The organism is Paenarthrobacter sp. CM16, assembly GCF_013179505.1.
Lineage (GTDB): Bacteria > Actinomycetota > Actinomycetes > Actinomycetales > Micrococcaceae > Arthrobacter.
On the sequence record NZ_JABMCX010000345.1, the window covers coordinates 1 to 4,335 of the forward strand.

Here is a 4,335-nt window from a genome sequence, read left to right on the forward strand (position 1 = left end):
ACTCGGCACGGAAATGCATGAGCACGATGTCACCGGGGCGCAAGGAGTTGCCCACTTGGTAGTCCATCTTCCCGGCGTTCGCCTTGGCTTCCCACGTCACTATCGCCTTCATCCCTGCGTCAGCCACGGCTTGGCGCATCACAGTGGAGTACGCGCCGCCCGGCGGCCTGAACAGCGTGGGGCGGCGGCCATAGTGTGCAAAGGCGTACACCTGCATTCCCACCATGTCGTTCAACTGCTGCTGGTACCCCCACTGCCGCACCATGTTGATGTTGTGGCTGACGGTGTGGTTCTCGACCAAGCTGCCTTGGGCCTTGAACGCGTTGAAGAAGGCAGGATCATCAGCCACCGTGTCCTTGGTGAGGAAGAGCGAGGCGGGGTAGTCGTACTCCGCCATCAGCTTCACGGATTCGGGGGTCTTGATGTTGCCATCGTCAATGGTCAGGAACACCACCGGGTGCTTGGTCTGAATCTTGGTAATCACAGGTGCCAGCCCGCCCGTGATCGGTGGGAGCTGGTAGTCCGGGATGAAGGTCCGCCGGATGCGCTTGGTCGGCGTGGGGGTCGCGGTAGGGATCGGTGAAGCGGACGACGTCGGAATCTCGCCTCCGGCGGCCAGCGCACCATTGGGGCCGGGCGCCTCAGGCGAGCCGGCAGCGCCACTGGGCGCCAGCGCCGGCGTCGAACTTTCAGCTCCTGTGCAGGCAGTCAGCCCGGCCAGCAGGGAAGCGCCCAGGATTCCGAGGGCCGCCCGTCTGCCGGGAGTGGAAAATGGCACCGCAGAATGGCCGCCTGACATGGCTGTCCCCCAAGACTCAAAAAATGATTCAGGTGCAATCTAACAGAGGAATCCGGCCGGGAATCACAAGCCGTAGTGCCAACCTTCACGCGCCGGGCAGGAGTTTACTACCACTTCCAGGCCCGCGTCCTTGGCACGCTGGGTGGCTTCGTCGTCGAATACGCCCAGCTGGAGCCACACAGCCTTGGCACCGATCGCAATCGCTTGGTCGATGACTGCGCCGACGCGCTGGGAGTTGACGAAGCAGTCAACGACGTCAATGGGGTGACGGCTTTCCGGAATCTCCGCCAGGGACTTGTACCCCTTCTCACCGTGCACGTCCTCGCCCTTGAGGTTAACGGGGATGATCTCCATGCCCATCTTGTCCCGGACGTACAGCGAGACGTCGTAGGCGGAGCGCCACTGGTTGGTACTCAGGCCCACAATTGCCCAGGTGCCTTTTGTTCGCATCAATCGTTCGACGACGGCCGGATCGTTGACATGCATCATGACCCAAGCCTACCCATGTCCTGGTATAGGACTGCGCGCCTAGCGGTGCCCCTGCTTCAGCCACTTCTTCCACTTGTCCATCACGGACTGGAACTCTTCTTCGGTGCGCTTTTCCGACGCCGACGGATGCAGCGGCCCTTGCTTGACGCTGGTCCCTTGCTTGGTGCTGGTTCCGGACTTGGCCGGCTTTCCAGTGTCGGTTTTTGGCACCTCCACGTTGGTGGCATCCGGTACTCGCTGCGTGGTCTGGTTGAGCCTCGCCTGCGGTTCCGGGGCGGGCGCTTGAACTGGATGGTGTGGCTGCGCAGGGTTCGGCAGGGCAGGGTTCGGCAGGGCAGGGTTCGCTGGCTTCGGAGCAGGAGCAGCAGGGACGACGGGTGCCTGTGCCGCGTTATCAGCGGACGCCGCCGCGGGGACGGGAATCGACTGCACCGTTGACGGAGACGGAACTGATGCGGGATCTGAGGCGGGCGCGGGATCTGCGGCGGGGGCCGGCTCCGTACTGACCCGAGGAGCATCGGGCGATGGCAGTTCGGGTGCCGCCACAGGTGGCTGGGGCTGGAAGTTGCTGATGAGCTGGTCAATGAACGACGGGTTCCGGGTGAAGCCCGAACTGGCCGCGGCCACGCCGCTGACCCCGAGTCCCATGGCAGCCACCACTGCAATACTGACCATCGCGGTCCGGTGCTGGTGGCGCCAACGGCGCTTGGAGAGTTCGTCGTGCGGGCCGGCGATCATGGCCGCGAGTTCCGGGCTGGGAGCGGGGGCCGAAAGGTTGGCGAAGGCACCGAGCGAAACCAGCGCTTGCCGGACGTCCGAAGCATCGGCGAGATCGGCGTCGAGCAAGAGCTCGTCCACGATCGCTTCGCGTTCTGTATCCCTGTATGTCATGGCGACACGTATTCCTTTACTGCCGAATGCTCACGGAGCGTAATGAGGGCCCGGCGCTGTAATTGCTTGACTGCGCCAGCGGATTTCCCCATGATGTCGGCTACCTGTTCAACCGTCAGGCCGGCCACAATGCGGAGGTTCAGGACCTCCCGTTGCTCGTCGCCCAGAGTGTCCAGAAGCGCCGCAACCTCATATGGCGCCAGTTTGGACAAAGCTTCAGCCTCGGCAGAGCTCGATTCGCGGGTGTCCCGTTCGGGCTCGAACTCGTGCTGGATCGGCGCCCGGCTTTGCTTCCGATGCTCATCAACCATGCGTGCATGGGCCACCGAGAAGATGAAAGTCCGCAGGCCGCTGACACCACCGCTGAGGTCATCGAGCCGCGGCAACACTGCCAGGAACACGTCCTGTGTACTTGCTTCAGGATCGGGCACGCCTTTGGCCGTCAGATAGCCGAGGACCTGGCCTGCGTAAGCCTGGTAAACGGCGCTGAACAGTTCCGCGGTATTGCCCCTGAGCGCATGAAGCGCTTCGTCGGTCAATGCGTCGGTCACAGTTGTGGGACTTTCGATCGGCGGCAGGTCCGTGGCTTTCCAGCCAGGTCATCAGCCTTGTACGACGGACGACCCCACCAAGGGTATCTGCTCTGCCGGGCCATCCACAGGGAGGACCCGCTTGTCCGCGAAAAAACTACTGCGGACAAGGAAGAGCCGAGCTGGAACATGATGGGGGACAAATTCCAGCTCGGCCCTTTCACAGACGTAATCGACGCGGTGCTCCAAAGGGTTACGCCGGTGACAAAGTTTTTTTAAAAACTTTCTGCTGCGCTCTTCACGGCAGCCGGTTGGCACCCCCGTGAGGTTTTTTCACCGCACAGGCGCAAGGCCCCGCATCGCGTCGTGATCGCACTGTCCTTCATCACGTTCTGGAGGGTCTGTGTCCGGGTAGTGGTGGAGCTTTGGATTGGTAGGTGTGTCCGGTGGGGGTGCTGATGCTCAGGGTGTGGGTGCTAAGGGTGTGGGTGTCTTCGGGCAGGGGTGTGGCGTTCTAGCCGGGGTTTTCTTTGGTGTGGTTGCAGGCTTCGCAGAGCCCTGCTGCGTTGTCCACGGTGGTGGCCCCGCCGGAGCGCCACGGCACGACGTGATCGATATGCCGGATAGGCGCGTCGCAGTAGGGTGTGCGGCAGGTATGGTCGCGGGCTTCGATGAATCGCCGGTGCCGCTGCGGGAAGAGCCTGGCTTTGGAGTCCATGGCCAACAACTCGCCGGTGTCGGGTGCGGTGTAGAGCCGCCGGAGCCAAACATTGAACTCCTGCCCCTGGTTGAGCTCCTGCTCCTGGTTGAACTCCTGCCCCTGGTTGAACTCCTGCTCCTGCCCGGGTGTTCGCCGTAGATCCGGCGGGGACGGGTGGCCTGTCGGGTGGTCCGGGAGCTTCGCGTGGGGCGGTGCAGCACCTGGTGGTTGTTTTCCTCGTGCTGTTCGCTCTTCTGCGGCGCCGATCAGGGTTCTTGCCCAGGGTGCGGGGACGATGCCGTAGCCGTGGAGCCGGGCCGGTTCGGAGTCTCCTTGGAACAGGGTCCGGTCGGTCATGACGAGCTGGAGTTCAACCCCGGAGACCCCGCCCGGGGTGCCGGTGACGCGCTGGACCAAGGTGTCAGCCATGATCTGCCCGCGGGTCGGGACACTCCCCGATCCGGCAGCACCGCCGGAGCCCGAGCCCGCGCCACCGCCGGAGCCTGCGATCCAGCCGCCGGCCCCTGCGTTCCAACCTTGGGAACGGGCTGAATCAGCTGCGCGGGTCAGTGCCGCATACACGGCCACGCCTTGGGCCACCGGAAGCAGCGCGGTCAGATAGGTCATGGTGTCCGGTGCCGGTCGCAGGCTTACGGTTCGTTCGGTGGCGGCGTGGCTGGCGCGCTGGGCGACGGACCGCGGATCCCGACGATACGCTGCGGCTTTCGCGGCCGCGATGATGGCTTTGTCTCCGGCGCCCTCGAACGTCCCGGCATCGGGTGCGAGTTCGGCGTCCACTGCGGCCCGGTCTTCGACGGACAGGCAGGCTGTTTCCTTGACCAGCAGCGTGGCCCGCCACTCATTGAGCAGGCCTTTGTTCAACGCCGCCAGGGTCCGCGGCATCTCCGTGACCAACGCTTTGGCAA

At 63.9% G+C, this 4,335-nt stretch carries 5 protein-coding genes; all 5 read right to left on the reverse strand.

Going from position 1 to position 4,335, the window contains the following annotated elements; all coding sequences use genetic code 11:
* Positions 1-778, reverse strand: a 778-nt coding sequence (locus tag HP499_RS21275; protein ID WP_309138431.1) for a polysaccharide deacetylase family protein, incomplete at its 3' end; no start/stop codon positions are given.
* 84 nt (positions 779-862) lie between these two features.
* Positions 863-1,288, reverse strand: a complete 426-nt coding sequence (locus tag HP499_RS21280; RefSeq protein WP_172326107.1) for a CoA-binding protein — start codon at positions 1,286-1,288, stop codon at positions 863-865.
* Between the two features lie 39 nt (positions 1,289-1,327).
* Entirely contained in the window at positions 1,328-2,179 is an 852-nt protein-coding gene (locus HP499_RS21285) for a hypothetical protein (protein WP_172326108.1), read from the reverse strand.
* Complete coding sequence (locus tag HP499_RS21290; RefSeq protein ID WP_172326109.1) at positions 2,176-2,730, reverse strand: RNA polymerase sigma factor; 555 nt, start codon at positions 2,728-2,730, stop codon at positions 2,176-2,178. Before HP499_RS21290 ends, HP499_RS21285 begins: the two co-directional genes overlap by 4 nt.
* A 493-nt stretch (positions 2,731-3,223) precedes the next feature.
* Positions 3,224-4,335, reverse strand: a 1,112-nt coding sequence (locus HP499_RS25305) for an HNH endonuclease (protein ID WP_253951729.1), incomplete at its 5' end; no start/stop codon positions are given.

What these genes read in the sequence shown, in the direction of transcription:
- HP499_RS21285 (WP_172326108.1), bottom strand. Translation starts at nt 2,179, where the DNA reads ATGACATACAGGGATACAGAACGCGAAGCGATCGTGGACGAGCTCTTG.
- HP499_RS21280 (WP_172326107.1), bottom strand. Translation starts at nt 1,288, where the DNA reads ATGATGCATGTCAACGATCCGGCCGTCGTCGAACGATTGATGCGAACA.